This window comes from Ancylobacter amanitiformis (assembly GCF_030814815.1).
GTDB classification, from domain to species: domain Bacteria; phylum Pseudomonadota; class Alphaproteobacteria; order Rhizobiales; family Xanthobacteraceae; genus Ancylobacter; species Ancylobacter amanitiformis.
Genome location: NZ_JAUSVR010000008.1, coordinates 74,438 through 91,164 on the forward strand (window position 1 = coordinate 74,438; position 16,727 = coordinate 91,164).

General features: G+C 68.8%; 12 protein-coding genes. 6 read left to right on the top strand and 6 right to left on the bottom strand.

Going from position 1 to position 16,727, the window contains the following annotated elements:
- Positions 1 to 133: 133 nt before the first annotated feature.
- Positions 134 to 2,476, bottom strand: coding sequence for a Tex family protein (locus tag QOZ99_RS13315; RefSeq protein ID WP_306890475.1), 2,343 nt, complete (start codon positions 2,474 to 2,476; stop codon positions 134 to 136).
- A 268-nt stretch (positions 2,477 to 2,744) separates the two neighbouring features.
- On the opposite strand from QOZ99_RS13315, the gene QOZ99_RS13320 reads away from it, so the two are divergent.
- On the top strand, positions 2,745 to 3,719 hold the full coding sequence (locus QOZ99_RS13320; protein WP_370876856.1) for a glutaminase: 975 nt from the start codon (positions 2,745 to 2,747) through the stop codon (positions 3,717 to 3,719).
- 148 nt (positions 3,720 to 3,867) lie between these two features.
- Here QOZ99_RS13320 and QOZ99_RS13325 read toward each other — a convergent pair whose 3' ends face one another.
- Entirely contained in the window at positions 3,868 to 4,056 is a 189-nt protein-coding gene (locus QOZ99_RS13325) for a DUF2735 domain-containing protein (protein ID WP_306890477.1), read from the bottom strand.
- A 451-nt stretch (positions 4,057 to 4,507) separates the two neighbouring features.
- Between QOZ99_RS13325 and QOZ99_RS13330 the strand changes: the two genes are divergently transcribed.
- Positions 4,508 to 5,542 (top strand): glutamine synthetase beta-grasp domain-containing protein, encoded by a 1,035-nt coding sequence (locus QOZ99_RS13330; RefSeq protein ID WP_183190801.1) that lies wholly within the window; start codon positions 4,508 to 4,510, stop codon positions 5,540 to 5,542.
- 223 nt (positions 5,543 to 5,765) lie between these two features.
- On the opposite strand, the gene QOZ99_RS13335 is transcribed toward QOZ99_RS13330, so the two are convergent.
- The 3 genes from QOZ99_RS13335 to QOZ99_RS13345 form a co-directional block, all read right to left on the bottom strand.
- Positions 5,766 to 7,211 carry a phospholipase D-like domain-containing protein gene (locus QOZ99_RS13335; protein ID WP_306890478.1) on the bottom strand — a complete coding sequence of 482 codons (1,446 nt, stop codon included), beginning with the start codon at positions 7,209 to 7,211 and terminating at the stop codon, positions 5,766 to 5,768.
- A gap of 169 nt (positions 7,212 to 7,380) precedes the next feature.
- Complete coding sequence (lon, locus tag QOZ99_RS13340; protein ID WP_306890479.1) at positions 7,381 to 9,819, bottom strand: endopeptidase La; 2,439 nt, start codon at positions 9,817 to 9,819, stop codon at positions 7,381 to 7,383.
- A 16-nt stretch (positions 9,820 to 9,835) separates the two neighbouring features.
- Positions 9,836 to 10,249, bottom strand: a complete 414-nt coding sequence (locus tag QOZ99_RS13345; protein ID WP_183190798.1) for an Hsp20/alpha crystallin family protein — start codon at positions 10,247 to 10,249, stop codon at positions 9,836 to 9,838.
- Positions 10,250 to 10,734: 485 nt separating this feature from the next.
- Here QOZ99_RS13345 and QOZ99_RS13350 point away from each other — a divergent pair, with 485 nt between their 5' ends.
- The 4 genes from QOZ99_RS13350 (at position 10,735) to QOZ99_RS13365 (ending at position 15,656) form a co-directional block, all read left to right on the top strand.
- The gene (locus QOZ99_RS13350) at positions 10,735 to 11,796 is read left to right on the top strand and encodes a DUF2778 domain-containing protein (protein WP_306890480.1); all 1,062 of its coding nucleotides are present in this window, start codon (positions 10,735 to 10,737) and stop codon (positions 11,794 to 11,796) included.
- A gap of 145 nt (positions 11,797 to 11,941) precedes the next feature.
- Positions 11,942 to 12,883 (top strand): aminotransferase class IV, encoded by a 942-nt coding sequence (locus tag QOZ99_RS13355; RefSeq protein WP_306890481.1) that lies wholly within the window; start codon positions 11,942 to 11,944, stop codon positions 12,881 to 12,883.
- Positions 12,884 to 12,919: 36 nt separating this feature from the next.
- On the top strand, positions 12,920 to 14,215 hold the full coding sequence (glyA, locus tag QOZ99_RS13360; protein ID WP_306890482.1) for a serine hydroxymethyltransferase: 1,296 nt from the start codon (positions 12,920 to 12,922) through the stop codon (positions 14,213 to 14,215).
- A gap of 88 nt (positions 14,216 to 14,303) precedes the next feature.
- The gene (locus tag QOZ99_RS13365) at positions 14,304 to 15,656 is read left to right on the top strand and encodes a nucleotide sugar dehydrogenase (RefSeq protein WP_306890483.1); all 1,353 of its coding nucleotides are present in this window, start codon (positions 14,304 to 14,306) and stop codon (positions 15,654 to 15,656) included.
- On the opposite strand, the gene QOZ99_RS13370 is transcribed toward QOZ99_RS13365, so the two are convergent.
- A complete protein-coding gene (locus QOZ99_RS13370; protein WP_306890484.1) occupies positions 15,646 to 16,689 on the bottom strand; it encodes a polysaccharide lyase family 20 protein in 1,044 nt (347 codons plus the stop codon). The two genes, QOZ99_RS13365 and QOZ99_RS13370, sit on opposite strands and share 11 nt — an antisense overlap.
- Positions 16,690 to 16,727: the final 38 nt, after the last annotated feature.

Consider the following 16,727-nt stretch of genomic DNA (forward strand, 5'->3'; position numbering starts at 1 on the left):
CACAGGGGACGGGCCGTCGGCTTGATATCCCGCAACGCTTTCTTGACAGCTCGGGACACGAACTGTCCCGACCCACTCCACAATCCCGACGCAGCAAGGCGTTCGCATGCGCGGATAACGCGGTGCGACCGATCTAGCGCCGCTTGAAGGCGTCGAGCAGCGCGGCGCCGAGCGCGCCCTGCGTCTCGCGCGGGGCGGGCTTTGCTGCGGCGGGCTTTGGCGCCGCACCGTGTCCGCTCGTACCCTGCGCCTCGCGCGGGCCCTGCTCGGGCTGGCCCGCCCCGCGGGCTCCGGCGGCGGCGTCCTTGCGCATCGATAGCGAGATGCGCTTGCGCTTGATGTCGATTTCCAGCACCCGCACCTTCACCACATCGCCCACCTTCACCACCTCGTGCGCGTCCTTGATGAAGCGGTCGGCGAGTTGGGAGACGTGCACCAGCCCGTCCTGGTGCACGCCGATATCGACGAAGGCACCGAAGGCGGCGACGTTGGTCACGGTGCCTTCCAGCTCCATGCCGGGCGTGAGGTCCTTCATGTCGTCGATGCCATCCGCGAAGGTGGCGGTCTTGAAGGCCGGGCGCGGGTCGCGGCCGGGCTTGTCCAGTTCGGCGATGATGTCGCGCACGGTGGGCAGGCCGAAGCGCTCGTCGACGAAATCGCGTGGATTGAGCGAGGACAGGGCGGCGCTGTCGCCCATCAGCGTGCGCAGGTCGCGCCCGCACGCCTTGACGATCTTGCGGGCGACGCCATAGGCCTCCGGATGCACCGAGGAGGCGTCGAGCGGCTCGGCGCCGTCGCGGATGCGCAGGAAGCCGGCGCATTGCTCGAACGTGCGCGGCCCGAGCCGTGTGACATCCAGCAGCTGCTTGCGGTTGCCAAACGGGCCGTTGGCATCGCGATGGGCGACGATGGCCTCGGCCAGCGCGGTGCCGAGGCCCGAGACGCGCGCCAGCAGCGAGGCGGAGGCGGTGTTGAGATCGACGCCGACCGCGTTCACCGCATCTTCCACGACAGCGTCGAGCGCGCGGGCGAGGTGATACTGGTCCACATCATGCTGGTACTGGCCGACGCCGATCGATTTCGGCTCGATCTTGACGAGTTCGGCCAGCGGATCCTGCAGGCGGCGGGCAATGGAGACCGCGCCGCGCAGCGAGACGTCAAGAGTGGGGAATTCCATCGCCGCGGCCTCGGAGGCCGAATAGACCGAGGCGCCAGCCTCCGACACCACGACCTTGATCGGCTTGGGCGGCGGCAGATCACCCAGCATCTCCGCCACCAGCTTCTCGGTCTCGCGGCTGCCGGTGCCATTGCCGATGGCCACCAGCTCCACCTTGTGCAGGCGGATGAGGCGCGCCAGTTCGCCTTGCGTGCCGCGCACATCGTTCTTCGGCGGGAAGGGATAGACCGTGGTCGTGGCCACCAGCTTGCCAGTGCCGTCGATAATGGCGACCTTGACGCCGGTGCGGATGCCGGGATCGAGCCCCATGGTGGCGCGCGAGCCGGCCGGTGCCGTGAGCAGCAGGTCCTTGAGATTGCGGGCGAACACATTGATCGCCTCGGTCTCCGCCCTCATGCGCAGGTCCGTCATCAGGTCGAGCGAGAGGTGCAGCGCGAGCTTCACCCGCCAGGTCCAGCCGGCCACCTCCATCAGCCAGGCATCGCCGGGCAGGGTGGCGCCGATCGAATAGGCCTCCGCGATCATGCGCACCACGGGCTTGAGCGGGCGCGGATCCTCGGCATCGACCTCGATCTCCAGCGTCAGCATGTCCTCGTTGCGGCCGCGCAGCATGGCCAGCGCGCGGTGGCTGGGCACATTGGCCCATTTTTCAACATGGTCGAAATAGTCGGAGAACTTGGCCCCGGCCTCCGCTTTGCCCTCGACCAGCCGGGCCCGCAGGCTGGCATTCTGCCGCAGATACCCGCGCAGCCGGCCCAGCAGCTCGGCATTCTGCGCGAACTGCTCGGAGATGATGTCGCGCGCGCCGTCCAGCGCGGCTTTGACGTCGGCCACCCCGTCGGTGAGATAGGCCTGTGCCAGTTCGGCCGGCACATGCGCGCGGTTGGCGAGAATGGTCTCCGCCAGCGGACCGAGCCCGCGCTCGCGGGCGATCTCCGCCTTGTTGCGGCGCTTGGGCTTGTAGGGGAGATAAATATCTTCCAGCTCCGCCTTGGTCGCGGCACCGAGGATGGAGGTTTCCAGCTCGGGGGTGAGCTTTTCCAGCTGGCGGATGGCTTGCAGGATGGCGCCGCGCCGGGCTTCCAGCTCGCGCAGGTAGATCAACCGCTCGCCCAGCTGGCGCAGCTGGGTGTCGTCCAGCCCGTCGGTCGCTTCCTTGCGGTAGCGGGCGATGAAGGGAACGGTCGCGCCCTCGTCCAAGAGGGCGATGGCGGCCTGCGCCTGCTGCGGGCGCGCGCCGATCTCGCCGGCAATCTGCCGGGCGATGCGGTCGGCGAGGGAAGAGGTATCGGCGGTCATGCGGCTCACGGAATCGCTGGCGGGGCCAGCCAGAATAGTCAGCCGCGCGGGCAAAGGCCACGCCGGTCGGCCGGATCGCCGCATAAGCGATACCCCGGCACCGTTCGCGGCGCCGCGCTCCGGCGTGCCGGGGTATTCATGCGGCCGGATGGGCCCAAGGTCCGCCCGCCCGCCGGCGCGAGCGTTCGCCCGCGAGCATTCGCCAAAGCGTTTGCCGGGCGCCACGGCCCGCCATTTGCACGCTGGCGGGCGGGTCCGGGCTTGCGCTATGGCTCGCATTGTCCACAGCCGCCAGAAATCGGGGAGGCCGCCCGTCGTGCCTGATATCGACCTCATCGTCCGCGAAATCGCCGAGGAAATGCGGGCCCGGCCCGATCGCGGCGATGTCGCCACCTATATTCCCGAACTGGCCCGCGTCGACCCGGCCGCGTTCGCGCTCGCGGTGGTGGATGTCGATGGCCATGTCGCGGTGGGGGGCGACGCGGATGTCGCCTTCTCCATCCAGAGCATATCCAAGGTGTTCACCCTGACGCTGGCCCTGGGCAAGGTGGGCAACCGGCTGTGGGAGCGGGTGGGGCGCGAGCCCTCGGGCAGCCCGTTCAACTCCATCGTGCAGCTGGAGAACGAGCGCGGCATTCCGCGCAACCCGTTCATCAATGCCGGGGCGATCGCGGTGACCGACGTCATCCTGTCCGGCCACCAGCCGAAGGAGGCGCTCGGCGAGATCCTGCGCTTCATGCGCTTTCTCGCCGACGATCCCACCATCTCGATGGACGATGCGGTGGCGGCGTCCGAGCAGCGCACCGGCTTCCGCAACCGGGCGCTGGCCAATTACATGAAGGCGTTCGGCGTGCTGGAGAACCCGGTGGACTACACGCTGGGCGTCTATTTTCACCACTGCGCCATTGCCATGTCCTGCCGGCAGCTGGCGCTGGCGGGGCGTTTCCTCGCCCATGGCGGGCGAAATCCCGCGACGGGGCATTCCGTGGTCTCGCCCGAGCGCGCCCGGCGCATCAACGCCATCATGATGACGTGCGGCCATTATGACGGGTCGGGCGAGTTCGCCTATCGTGTCGGCCTGCCGGGCAAGAGCGGGGTGGGGGGCGGCATCCTGGCCATCGCGCCGCGCAAGGCCTCCATCGCGGTGTGGTCGCCGGGGCTGGATGCCAGCGGCAACTCGCATCTGGGGCGGATCGCGCTCGAACGCCTCGCCCAGCGGCTGGGCTGGTCGGTGTTCGGCTGATCGGGGCACCGCGGGATGGCGGGCCGCCGCGGGATGGAAGGCGGAAAGCGGGCCGAGGGGAGGAAGAGGGCCGGGCGTAAAGACGCTGGTCCTCTTCAGTGCTCAAAAACAGGGCGCGTCGCGCATAGAGATGTCATCGGCTGCGCGGTCAGTTCTTCGGGTTGCGCTCTTCCTTCATGGCTTCCTCATGGTACCAGCTGCCGAAGGCCACGCTGGCGAGGTTGGCCGGCATCTCGGCCGTCTGGCGGGCCACGGCCTGACGCGCGGCAAGGCCGGCGCGGCCACCGGTGGGGAACTGGACGATCTGGGCGCTCTCGCGCTGGGTCGGGCTATTCATTGTGTTTCTCCTTATTGGGCTGCGCGTTCCCGCGTCAGCCACCAATGGCAATATAGCATCTTATGCATGGCGTTTGCGCAATATGCATATTTTGAGATCACAAGAAGATCAAAATTTGTGCAGTGCCGAACGCATCTGCGATGGGCGCTGGTTCAACGCGGGATGAGCCATGCGGGTTCCTCCGCCCGCTGCGGTGCACCCGGCGCGTGGGTGCGGCCGGGCCGCGCCAAGCCGCGTGAATTCAGGCGAATCGCCATGGCGCGGGACCCCGGCGCGCGCCGCCGCCGGTTGCCGCCCGGGCGAATGCAAGGCCCGGCGCGACGGGTCGGGGCGAATTGGCACGCGGCATGCTTGTAGGATCGATAGCCGTTGACGGTCGATCCTTCCTCACGCGGCCGGCAGAGCGACGTGGGTTCTTCGGCACCCGGTCACAAGCTATGAGAGACACGCAATGACGAAGTACAAACTCGAGTACATCTGGCTCGACGGTTACAAGCCGACGCCGAACCTGCGTGGCAAGACGCAGATCAAGGAATTCGACCACTTCCCCACGCTCGAGGAACTGCCTCTCTGGGGTTTCGACGGTTCGTCCACCATGCAGGCCGAGGGCCGCAGCTCCGATTGCGTGCTGAAGCCGGTCGCGGTCTATCCCGACCCGGCCCGCAAGAACGGCGCCCTGGTGATGTGCGAAGTCATGATGCCGGACGGCGTCACCCCGCACGCCACCAATGCCCGGGCCACCATCCTGGACGATGAAGGCGCCTGGTTCGGCTTCGAGCAGGAATATTTCTTCTACAAGGACGGCCGTCCGCTCGGCTTCCCCGAGCATGGCTATCCCGCTCCGCAGGGTCCCTACTATACCGGCGTCGGCTTCAAGAATGTCGGCGACGTGGCCCGCGAGATCGTCGAGGAGCACCTTGAGCTCTGCCTGGAAGCTGGCATCAACCACGAAGGCATCAACGCGGAAGTCGCGAAGGGTCAGTGGGAATTCCAGATTTTCGGCAAGGGCTCCAAGAAGGCCGCCGACGAGGTGTGGATGGCCCGCTACCTCCTGCTGCGCCTGACCGAGCAGTATGGCGTCGACATCGAGTTCCACTGCAAGCCGCTCGGCGACACCGACTGGAACGGCTCGGGCATGCATGCCAACTTCTCGACCAAGTACCTGCGCGAAGTCGGCGGCAAGGACTATTTCGAGGCGCTGATGGCCGCCTTCGAGAAGAACCTGGACGACCACATCGCCGTGTACGGCCCGGACAACCACCTGCGCCTGACCGGCAAGCACGAGACGGCGCCGTGGAACAAGTTCAGCTATGGCGTCGCCGATCGCGGCGCGTCGATCCGCGTGCCCCACTCGTTCATCAAGAACGACTACAAGGGCTACCTTGAGGATCGCCGCCCGAACTCGCAGGGCGACCCCTATGCGATCGCGTCCCAGATCCTGAAGACGGTTTCGGAAGTCCCGACCAAGGCCGCCGTCGCGGCGTGATCTTCCAGTGGGGTGCCGCGCTTGCGCGCCGCCTTGCGCTTCTCCCGAACTCCCGGACGGGCTGACCGTCTGCCTCAAGCCAGTCCCGGAAACGGGGCTGGCTTTTGTTTGTTCAGGCCGATCCTGTTGCCGACCCGGCGCCGGCCCTTTATCCGCATGTCGCGTCAGGGCTGGCTCTATCCGGGATTGCCTCCGGCGCGGGAGCGAGGGGCGCGCGCTCGCCTCACAGATAGGGCGAGGCCAGCCAGATGGCGCGGTTGCGCAGCCGCTTGAGGAAGGGGCGTGCGCGCAGGGTCTGCAGCGTCTCCGGCGTGGCCGAGCTCATCATGGCGGTGATGCGCGCCTCCACCGCCCCGGCAATGGCGGGATCGTAGAGTTCGAGGTCAAGCTCGAAATTGAGCCGCAGGCTGCGTGGATCGAGGTTGGAGGAGCCGACATAGGCCCATACCCCGTCCACGGCCATCAGCTTGGAATGGTCGAACATGCCGCCGGCGCGCCACACCCGGCAGTCGCCCTCCAGCACCTGGTCGAGCTGGGCGGTCATGGCGTAGTCGACCAGTTTCAGGTTGTTGGCGGAGGGGATGACGATGTCCACATCGACCCCGCGCCGCCCGGCCACGGACAGGCTGCCGATCAGCTGCAGGTCGGGCAGGAAATAGGGCGAGCAGAGCCGCACGCGGTTCTGCGCCATGGCCAGCGCGCCCATGATCACGCTGTGCGCGGAGGCAAGGTTGAGGTCGGGCCCCGAGGGCACCACGCGCACCGCCACGTCGCCGCAGGGCGGCCCCTCGGGCGCTTCCGCCCAGGCCGGGCCTTCGAGAATTTCGGCCGTGGTGAAAGTCCAGTCCTCGGCGAACACCGCGAGAAGCTGCTCCACCGCCGGGCCCTCGACGCGGAAATGCGTGTCGCGCGCGGCATCGGCGCCGCCATGGCGGCTGGTGAACTGGGCACGAATGTTCATGCCGCCGGTAAAGGCCAGCGCGCCGTCGACGATCAGCATCTTGCGGTGGCTGCGCAGATTGGCATAGGGCAGCCGCAGGCCGATGAGATTGCCCATGAACAGATCGACATTCACCCCGCCATCCTGCAGCCGCCCGACGATCGGGGGACGCGAATAGCGCGCCCCGATGGCGTCGATCAGCACCCGCACGGCAACGCCGCGCCGGTGCGCCTCAATCAGCGCATCGGCGAACTCGGCGCCGACCGGGTCATTGTCGAAAATATAGGAGGAGAGCGCGACATGGCGCCGGGCGCCGCGTATCGCCGCGAGCATTTCCGGGTAGGCCGCGTCGCCGCTGTCCAGCAGCCGCACCGCGTTGCCGGTGGTCAGCGGAAAGGCGCTCACCCGGTCGCCCAGCCGCTTCATGGCGGAGAGGCCGGGCGACAGGGCGATGGCGATGGGCGGACGCTCATGGTGCCGGCGCCGGTCCTGGCTGGCGCGGCGGCGCTTGGCCGCGGTGCGGCGAATGCGGTTGATGCCGGCGACGAGGTAAAGGAACGCCCCGATCACCGGCGAGAGCAGGATGACGCCGACCCAGCCGGTTGCGGCGCGCACATCGTCCTTGGTCATCGCCGCATGGATGGCCGCGACGAGGCCGATGGCCGTGCTGATGACCAGCGCGATATGCGGCCAGTAGGTCGACAGGAAGCTGTACGTCTGGCTGGTCAAGACCCGGTCCTGCGACTCCGTGCGGGGCGGCAATGATGCGCGCGGAGTTTGAACAATTCGGCAACGGGGCCGCGCCGGCCGGCGGCCGGGCCCGGTCCCGCCGCGAGAAGGCCCCGGGGCGCGAATCCCGGGGCCTGTCGATGCAGAGGATGCCGAGGCTCGCGGGCCTTCAGACCGCGGCGCGCAGGGGAAGGGCGGGCGCGTCGGTCGCCTCGGCCGGCTCCAGCGCGTTGGCGATGGCGTCGTCCACCCGCTCCAGCCAGACGAAGTCCAGCCGCTCCCGCGCATCCTGAGGAATATCCTCATAGTCGCGCCGGTTTCGGGCGGGCAGCATCACGCGGGTCAGCCCCGCCCGTGCCGCCGCCACCACCTTCTCCTTGATGCCGCCGACCGGCAGCACGAGACCGCGCAGGGAGATCTCGCCGGTCATCGCCGTGTCCTTGCGCACCGTGCGGCCGGAGAGCAGCGAGACCAGCGCGGTGAACATGGCGACGCCCGCGCTCGGCCCGTCCTTCGGCGTCGCGCCGGCGGGCACGTGAACGTGCACGTCGTTGGTCGCGAACACCGCCGGGTCGATGCCGAACTCGGCGGCGCGGCTCTTCACCAGGCTCATCGCCGCCTGCGCGCTTTCCTTCATCACGTCGCCGAGCTGGCCGGTGAGGATCAGCCCGCCGCGCCCCGGCACCTTGGTCGCCTCGATGAACAGGATGTCGCCGCCGACCGACGTCCAGGCAAGGCCGGTGGCCACGCCCGGCACGCTGACACGCAGTGCCACCTCGTCCTCGAAGATCGGCGGGCCCAGCAGGTCGGGCACGCCCTCGGCCGTGATGTCGGCGTGCGTCACGCTGCCCTCGGCGATGCCGACCGCGACGTGACGAACCGCGCGTCCCACTTCACGCTCCAGGTTGCGCACGCCGGCCTCCCGCGTATAGGCGCGGATGATGGTCTGCAGCGCGTCGTCGGCGACGGTGACCTGCTCGGGGCTGACGCCATTGGCCGCCAGCTGCCGGCGCACGAGGTAGCGCTTGGCGATCTGCAGCTTCTCGCTGTCGGTGTAGCCCGACAGGGTGATGATCTCCATGCGGTCGCGCAGCGGGCCGGGGATGGTGTCGAGCATGTTCGCGGTGGCGATGAACACCACGCGCGAGAGGTCGAACGGAACGCCGAGATAATTATCCCGGAACGTGCCGTTCTGCTCGGGGTCGAGCACTTCCAGCATCGCCGCCGACGGGTCGCCCTGGATGCCGGAACCCATCTTGTCGATTTCGTCCAGCATCATCACGCAGTCGCGGGTGCCCGCCTTGCGGATGCCCTGGATGATATTGCCGGGCAGCGCGCCGATATAGGTGCGCCGGTGACCGCGAATCTCCGCCTCGTCATGCACGCCCCCTAGGCTGACGCGGATGAACTTGCGGCCAAGCGCGCGGGCGATGGACTGGCCGAGCGAGGTCTTGCCGACCCCGGGAGGGCCGGCGAAGCACAGGATCGGCGCCTTGCCGTTCGGCGCGAGCTTGCGCACGGCGAGATATTCGATGATGCGCTGCTTGATCTTGGGCAGGCCGAAATGGTCTTCGTCCAGAACCCGGCGCGCCTCGCCGATGTCGATCGGCGGCTCCTCGGGGAGCTTCCACGGCAGGGCGATCAGCCAGTCGAGATAGGTGCGGATCATGCCGTATTCGGGCCCGGCGTCGGACATGCGGCGCAGCCGGCCCAGCTCCTTGCGGGCCATCTGCTCCACGTCGTCCGGCATGCCGGCCTCCGCGACCTGCGTCTCCAGCTCGGCGATTTCCTGGCTGTTGCCGCCATCCTCGCCCAGCTGCTTCTGGATCGCCGCCATCTGCTCGCGCAGCAAAACCTCGCGCTGGCGCTCGTCCAGCGAGGCCCGAGTCTGCCGGCCGATCTCCTGCGACAGGCGCAGAACCTCGATGCGGTGCGCCAGCAGCCGCGAGACCTTGTTCATGCGCGCGACGATGTCGACCGTCTCGAGCAGTTCCTGCTTCTCGTCGGAGGAGATGTCGATATAGGCCGCGACGAGGTCGGTGAGGGCGCCGGGCGATTCCGCGCCGCGCACGGCCGCGACCAGTTCGCCCGGCACCTGCGGCAGCAGTTCCAGCGCCTCGGTGGCCTGCCCCTGCAGGTGGACGAAGCGCGCCTCGATCTCGGACGTGCTCTCCTCGACCTCCTCCACCCGTGTCACGCGGGCGGTGACGAAGGGGCGTTCCTTGACGAATTCTTCCACGCGGAAGCGCTGCTCGCCCTGGCAGACGAGGTGATGCGTGCCGTCCTGCGCGGTGACGTAGCGCAGGATGTTGGCGACGACGCCCATGCGGTGCAGGTCGCCGCTCGCCGGTTCCTCCTGCTGCGGATCGCGCTGCATCAGGATGCCGACCGGGCGCCCCTCGCGGATCGCCTGCTGCACGGCCGCGAGCGAGGCCGGCCGCTGCACCGCCACCGGCATGACGACGCCGGGGAACAGCACGAAATTGCGCACGGGCAGGATGATCAGCTGGTCCGCGGGCACGCCGCCACTGCCATTCGCGGCGCCGCCGTTTCCGCCGGCATCGGCCGCATGAACGGGCGCGATCGTCTCATAATTGGGGTGTGTCATGGTTCTATCCCCGCTCTCAAACCTTGCGCAGCACGACGGCGAGGCAGCCGTTCACGACACGCGGATGGGCGACCTCGTAGCGGCCGGGCGGCAAGGCCAGCTGGCGCTCGAAACGACCCTGCGGCAGTTCCATGCGGTGGATGGTGGCGCGATGGAGCTCCGGCGGCAGCACGCGCTCTCCGGCAATGGTGAGCACGCCGCCATTGATCGCCACGGTAATGCGATCGGGGTCGACGCCCGGCAGCGCGGCGAGCACGAGCAGTTCGCGTTCCGTCTCCAGCACATCGACCGGGGGCTCCCAGCGAAGCGCGCCAGGGCGGCGCGCGGGCTCCGGCGCCGGCTGGAACATCTGCCGGTGCATGCGCTCGGCGCGGTTCAGCATGTCGAGCGCTTCCGACCACATCCAGGCGCGGGGGTCAGTCTTCTTCATGGGGTTCTCCTGGGCAGGCCGGGGGACGCCGCCCTCGGCTTGCGAGGCTCATATGGTGACGGTTCGCCGTCGCGCCAGAGAGCCGAACAGCGCCCCGTCCGCCTGTCGGGCGCTCTCGAAACAGGCATGCGATTTCGCGGGGCGCGCAGCTATCTGCGCTCGGCAGCGAAAAAATGTCGCGGCTTGAAAAGTGTCGCGGCCTGGAGATCCGGGGCCCGTGAGCGTGCGGCGGCCGTTGCCGGGGCGCGATCCGGCGGCATCGGGCATCCGGCCGGTGCATACCGGCCCGAGAGGCATTGTCGCAGCGGCATTAATGAAATATTACCTAAACAAATCTAGGGTCGACGCGTTCAGCGCCGCCAACCGGCCGGAAAAGAGCCGGGATCTTGGGGGACTGTTCGAAGGAATGGACTGCACGTACAGTTCGGGTCTCGGCCCGGTCTGCCGACGCATCCGTCTGATTCGCCACCTATGTAGAGACGCCTATGCGCTTTGTCGGAACCTTCCTCATCGGCTCAGCGAGTTTCGTCGCGATGGCGGTGGCGGCGGCTTGGGTCTCCAACGCGTTCCTTCCGACCCGCGCCGATGCCGCCCGTGTCGACCCCGAGCTGCAATTGCGGCCGGCGGTGCCCGCCGTGACCGCCGAAGTGGTGGACGGGCCGGCGCCCGCCCCGGTTCACACGGTGATGGATGTCCGCAATTTCCGCGCCGCCGGCGAGATCGGCCAGCCGGATGGCTGGCTGTTCAACCCCGCGCTGACGCCGACCCGCCCGACCGTGATGGCTGCCCTGCCGGCATCGCCGCCCACATCCCCGCCGACGGTGGAGACGGTGAGCGCGGTGCCGCTGCCCATGGCCAATCCGCTCTATGCCGGCCGCGTGATGCCGGGCGATGAACCCGAGGACACGCTGACCCTCGCTCCCCTTCCGCCGAAGAAGCCGCTTCTGCCGCTCGCGGACGCGCCGACCGCAGCTTCCGCCTCGGCCTCGGCTTCCGCCGAGCTGGCGATGCTGCCGCCGACCATGGAGGAGGATATCGCGCCGGAGGAGCCGTCGACGCCTCCCGCCGCCGCGCCGCCGGAAGTCTCCGATGAACTGCGCCTGCCTGCGGCGGGGGACAAGTTCGCGATCTACGACATCCGCGCCAAGAAGCTGTACATGCCGGGCGGCAAGAAGCTGGAGGCGCATTCGGGCTATGGCGACAAGTTCGACGATCCGCGCCATGTCGCGGTGAAGATGCTCGGCCCCACCCCGCCCAACCGTTACAAGCTGACCATGCGCGAGTCGCGTTTCCACGGCGTCGAGGCCGTGCGCATGACGCCGATCGGCGACGGCAAGATGTACGGGCGCAACGGCTTCCTGGTGCATCCCTACATGCTGGGGCCGCGTGGCGATTCCAATGGCTGCGTGTCGCTGGCCGAGTACGAGACCTTCCTCACCGCCTTCAAGCGGGGCCAGGTGAACGAAATCGTCGTGGTCGAATCCATGCCCAAGACGTCCGAGCCGAGCAGCCCGCTCATTTCCTGGCTCACCGGCAAGCGCGGCTGAACGATGGCTGCGGCTGCGGCCGCGACGCGGGGCCCGGCCGGCGGCGCCTCTGCGCCTTAAGTCGGGGGCGCCCGGCGCATCGGGTGACTTGAACCGCCTGCCGCAGGGCTGCGATGCTCGCGTGTCCAGCCATGTGGAGGAACGCGTGCCCGATCGGGATTTCAGCCAAGGTGCGGCCTATGTGAAGGGCCGGTTCGTCCCGCTCATGGACGCCGCGGTGCCGGTGACGGATTGGGGCTTCACCCGCTCCGACGTGGTCTATGACGTCGTGCACGTCTATCACGGCGGCTTTTTCCGGCTTCCCGACCATCTCGACCGTTTCGAGCGCGCCATGCAGGCCCGCCATCTCGCCCCGCCGGAGACGCGGGCGCAGATGGACGACATCCTGCACGCCTGCGTCGCGCTTGCCGGGCTCAATGATGCCTATGTCTCGATGATGGCGCTGCGCGGCCGTCCGCGCGTGCGCGGCTCCCGCCGCCCCGCCGATTGCGACAATCATTTCATGGCCTATGCCGCCCCGTGGATCGACGTCATCCCGCCGGAGGTGCAGGCGCGGGGCGCGCATGTGCTCATCAGCTCCGTGCCGCGCGTGCCCGATGCCAGCGTCGACCCCACGGTGAAGAACTTCCAGTGGGGCGACCTGACCACCGGCCTGCTGGAGGCGCATGGGCAGGGTTTCGACACCGCCGTGCTGTGCGACGCGGAGGGCTTTCTCACCGAGGGGCCCGGCTTCAACCTCTTCGTCGTCAAGGATGGGCGCGTGCTGACGCCCGATCGCGGCAGCCTGGAAGGCATCACCCGCCGCTCGGTGCTGGAAATCTGCAGCGATCTCGGCATCGAGGCGACGATCGCGCCCATTCCGCGCGCGCTGCTGGAGAGTGCCGACGAGGTCTTCGCCACCACGACGGCGGGCGGGGTGATGCCGATCGCCCGGGTGAGCACCGGCCGCACGACGCATATTCTCGGCAATGACCGGCCGGGCCCGATCTCGGCCGCGCTGCGCGAGGAATACTGGCGTCGCCACGAGGCCGGCTGGCACCTGACGCCGGTGCGCCGCGACCTCGCCGAGGCGGCGCTCGCCCGCTAGGCTGCACCCTCCCGTTTCCCGTTTCCCGCGAGTGCCATGTCCACGCTTCACGCCGGCTATTTCACGCAAGGCCTCGACGCCGATCCCGAACTGGCCGCCGCCATTCGCGGTGAACAGGCCCGCCAGCAGGACGGCATCGAGCTGATCGCCTCCGAGAACATCGTCTCGCGCCTCGTGCTGGAGGCGCAGGGCTCGGTGCTGACCAACAAGACTGTCGAGGGCCTGCCCTATGGCCGCTATTATGGCGGGGCGGAATTTGCCGACGCCATCGAGGCGCTGGCGGTCGAGCGGGCGAAACGGCTGTTCGGCTGCCGCTTCGCCAATGTTCAGCCCCATTCCGGATCGAACGCCAATGCCGGCGTGTTTCTCGGCCTGTTGAAGCTGGGCGATACCATCCTGTCCATGGACACGGCGGCGGGCGGGCATATCAGCCACGGCCACCCGGCGACGCTGACCGGGCGCGATTACACCATCGTGCGCTACGGCGTGAGCCGGGAGAGCGAGCGCATCGAGCTGGAGGAACTGCGCGCGCTGGCGCGGACGCATCGGCCCCGGCTCATCGTCGCCGGCGGCTCGGCCTATCCGCACGCGCTGGATTTCGCTGGCATGCGAGCCATCGCCGACGAGGTCGGCGCGCTGTTGATGGTCGACATGGCGCATTTTGCCGGGCTGGTGGCCACCGGGCTCTATCCGCACCCGTTCCCCCACGCCCATGTCGTGACCTCCACCACCTACAAGTCGCTGCGCGGCGCGCGCGGCGGCATCGTGCTGTGGAATGACGAGGACCTGAGCGACCGCATCCATTACGGCATCTTCCCCGGGGTGCAGGGCTCGGTGATGATGCATATCGTCGCCGGCAAGGCGGCTTGTTTCGGCGAGGCGCTGCGGCCGGAATTCACCGCCTATAACCGCGCCGTGCTGGCGAATGCGCGGGTGCTGGCCGACCGGCTCGCCGGGGCGGGGCTGCGCATCGTCGGCGGCGGCACCGATTGCGGATTGATGCTGGTGGACCTGTCGGAGACGGGCACCACGGGCGATGTCGCGGCCAAGGCGCTGGAAAAGGCGGGGCTGGCGGTCAACAAGAACCTGATCCCGTTCGACCCGCGCCCGCCGGAGGCGCCCTCGGGCCTGCGCCTCTCGTCCAATGCCGGCACGGCGCGCGGCTTCGGCACGGCCGAGTTCGCCACCCTCGCGGAATGGATCGCCCGGATCCTGCGCGCCCCGGCGGATGCGCAGGTGATCGCCGAGGTCGGCGGGCAGGTGCGCGCGCTGTGCGCCCGCTTCCCGAATCTATCGCTGAGGCCGGGTCAAGGGGGCCGTGCCAGAGTTTGACCGTGCGAAGCCGAGGACCGGGCGTTGTGCGCCGGGCACGGGGCGGCTAGACCACGCGCTCGCCATCCCGCACAGCGCGAGCCGTTCCATGAGTGATGACAGCCGTGATGACAGCCCCGCCGCCCGCCTTGAGCAGCGCCTCGCCGCCCGCCATGCGCGCATCGGCGTGATCGGGCTCGGCTATGTCGGCCTGCCGCTGGCGCTGGTGGCGGTGGAGGCCGGCTTCCCCGTCACCGGCTTCGACATCAATCCGCAGCGCGTCGCCGACATCGCCAGCGGCCGGCAGGTGATCAAGTACATTCCCGCCACGCGGATGGCGGCCGCGCTCGCCACGTCCCGTTTCGCCGTGACGGAGGATTTCGCGCCGCTCGCGGAATGCGATGCCATCCTGATCTGCGTGCCGACCCCGCTCACCCGTCAGCGCGAGCCGGACCTCTCCTTCGTCGAGGAGACCGCCCGCGCCATCGCCCGCACGCTGCGGCCGGGCCAGCTGGTGGTGCTGGAATCCACGACCTGGCCGGGCACCACGGCCGAGGTGGTGAAGCCGATCCTGGAAGCCGGCGGGCTGGTGTGCGGGCAGGATTTCTTCCTCGCCTTCTCGCCCGAGCGCGAGGATCCCGGCAATGCGCATTATTCCACCGCCACCATCCCGAAGGTGGTGGGCGGCGAGGGGGAGGCGGCCGGCCGGCTGGCGAGCGCGCTCTACCGCGATCTCGTCACCCGCGTCGTGCCGGTATCCTCGACCCAGGTGGCCGAGGCGGCGAAGCTGACGGAGAACATCTTCCGCTCGGTCAACATCGCGCTGGTGAACGAACTCAAGACCGTCTACGCCGCCATGGGCATCGACATCTGGGAGGTGCTGGAGGCGGCGGCGACCAAGCCGTTCGGCTTCATGCCGTTCTATCCCGGCCCGGGGCTGGGCGGGCACTGCATCCCGATCGACCCGTTCTATCTCACCTGGAAGGCGCGCGAGTTCGACATCGAGACGCGGTTCATCGAACTGGCCGGGCAGATCAACACGCGCATGCCCTATCTCGTGGTCGACACGCTGGCGGAAGCGCTGGACCGGCTGGCCGGGCGGGGGCTTTCGGGCGCGCGCATCCTCGTGCTCGGCGTCGCCTACAAGAAGAACGTGGACGACGTGCGCGAGAGCCCGGCGCTCAAGCTGATGGAACTGATCGACGAGCGCGGCGGGGAATGCGCGTTCCATGACCCCTTCGTCGCGGCGCTGCCGCCGACCCGCCGCCATGGCCGGCTCAGCGGCAAGCGATCGGTGCCGCTGACCGCCGAACTGCTGGACAGCGTCGACGCGGTGCTGGTCGCCACCGACCATGACGAGGTCGATTACGCGCTGGTGGCGGCCCACGCGCGCGTGCTGGTCGACACGCGCAACGTGTTCGCGAAGGCGGGGCTTTCCCCCGCCGGCCTCGTCAAGGCGTGAGGGCGGATTTCACCCCCGCCCCCAGCGTCGCGCAGAGTTCGGCACTCGCCACGTCGGTGCAGGCCGGCCCGCGGCGGAAATCGTCGTACCAGATCTTCCAGATGCCGTCCTGACCGGCCCGGTAGGGGCCGAACTTGAAATACATGTGGTCGCCAAGGCCGTCGCCCTCGTGGCCGATCTTGCCCTCCACCGTGACGATCCATTGGCCGTTGGCCACGATGTCGATGCGCCCGTCGCCGCCGGGGCCGGGCTTCACCTGGAACACGAAGTCGATCCAGCCCGAATCCAGCGCCGGCAGGGTGCCCCCGCGCGGGGTGATGACGAGGTCCGGCGAGCAGCCGGGAAAGCCGATCTGCGCCGGCGGTCGCTCGCCCGGCGCCGCGGCGATGAGGGTGCGGAACTGGTTGAACTCGTCGGGCGTGCCGGCCGGCGCCTCGCCGGGCCGGCACGCGGACGGGCGCTCCGCCGTGCCGACGGGCTGGAACGCGCCGGTGTCGGTGTCGACCGTGGCGACGAGCCGTCCGTCCACCATGCGCAGCGCCAGAAGCGGCGAGTAGTCGCCATGCGCGCCGGGATCGATCTCGCGCTTCCACTGCGCCATCACGTAGCGGTGCGGTTCGGTGGGGATCGGCGTCGCCATGCGCATGGACAGCGCGTACCAGACCGGCTTGCCATAGAGCACCAGCACTTCCGGCCTCTCCCACACCTCGGCGCGCTCGCTGCACAGCCCGTTCTGCTTCTTGCACTGCGAGCGGACGGAGAGTTCGATGGCCTGCTTGCCGTTTCGCACGATCTCGGGCTCAAACGCGTAGCTGCCGGCCTCCTGCTCGTGGTTGTCCTTGTAGTAGAGCCCGCCGGCTGGCGCGAAATCCGTGCCCTCGAAGCCGTCGGACAGCACGAGGTCGCGCCCGTCCTGCCCGGCTGAAGCGGGGAGCGCGGATCCGGGCGTCGCGACAAGCAGCGCGAACCCGCAAAGAGCGAGCCGCTTCAACGCACTGCGCCGGCCGGGGTAGAGCGGAATCGTTGCGATCATGATAGCCTTCTCAGGATTTGGTGATCGTGCATGCGCGT

Coding starts and splice junctions, on each gene's coding strand:
- QOZ99_RS13315 (WP_306890475.1), bottom strand. CDS start 2,476: ATGACCGCCGATACCTCTTCCCTCGCCGACCGCATCGCCCGGCAGATT.
- QOZ99_RS13320 (WP_370876856.1), top strand. CDS start 2,745: ATGGCTCGCATTGTCCACAGCCGCCAGAAATCGGGGAGGCCGCCCGTC.
- QOZ99_RS13325 (WP_306890477.1), bottom strand. CDS start 4,056: ATGAATAGCCCGACCCAGCGCGAGAGCGCCCAGATCGTCCAGTTCCCC.
- QOZ99_RS13330 (WP_183190801.1), top strand. CDS start 4,508: ATGACGAAGTACAAACTCGAGTACATCTGGCTCGACGGTTACAAGCCG.
- lon (WP_306890479.1), bottom strand. CDS start 9,819: ATGACACACCCCAATTATGAGACGATCGCGCCCGTTCATGCGGCCGAT.
- QOZ99_RS13345 (WP_183190798.1), bottom strand. CDS start 10,249: ATGAAGAAGACTGACCCCCGCGCCTGGATGTGGTCGGAAGCGCTCGAC.
- QOZ99_RS13350 (WP_306890480.1), top strand. CDS start 10,735: ATGCGCTTTGTCGGAACCTTCCTCATCGGCTCAGCGAGTTTCGTCGCG.
- glyA (WP_306890482.1), top strand. CDS start 12,920: ATGTCCACGCTTCACGCCGGCTATTTCACGCAAGGCCTCGACGCCGAT.
- QOZ99_RS13365 (WP_306890483.1), top strand. CDS start 14,304: ATGAGTGATGACAGCCGTGATGACAGCCCCGCCGCCCGCCTTGAGCAG.
- QOZ99_RS13370 (WP_306890484.1), bottom strand. CDS start 16,689: ATGATCGCAACGATTCCGCTCTACCCCGGCCGGCGCAGTGCGTTGAAG.